We start from the raw sequence: 278 nt of genomic DNA, 5'->3' as shown, positions 1-278 counted from the left end.
CGGTCTGAGCCTCGACCAGGCGCACCGCCTCAATTTCGACGTCCTCATCGAGGCCCTGCAACGCAACGGCGTCGTCAAGATACTGGCCGAGCCGAACCTGACCGCTGTGACCGGACAGACGGCGAACTTCCTGGCCGGCGGGGAGATTCCGGTGCCCATCGCGCAGGGATCCGACGTCACGACCGTTCAATACAAACCTTTCGGCGTATCCCTCGGCTTCACCCCGACCCTCATCGGCCGCAATCGCATCGCGCTCCATGTCCAGCCGGAAGTCAGCT

Annotated in this window: 1 pseudogene; it reads left to right on the top strand. The window is 64.0% G+C overall.

The features are described from left to right. A pseudogene (locus tag EN818_RS32390) lies at positions 1-278 on the top strand (type II and III secretion system protein family protein); the annotation flags it as partial.

It is taken from the genome of Mesorhizobium sp. M3A.F.Ca.ET.175.01.1.1 (assembly GCF_004791945.1).
GTDB lineage: Bacteria > Pseudomonadota > Alphaproteobacteria > Rhizobiales > Rhizobiaceae > Mesorhizobium.
Note: the sequence above shows the minus strand (reverse complement) of the source record. Positions and strands in the feature narration are given on the sequence as shown.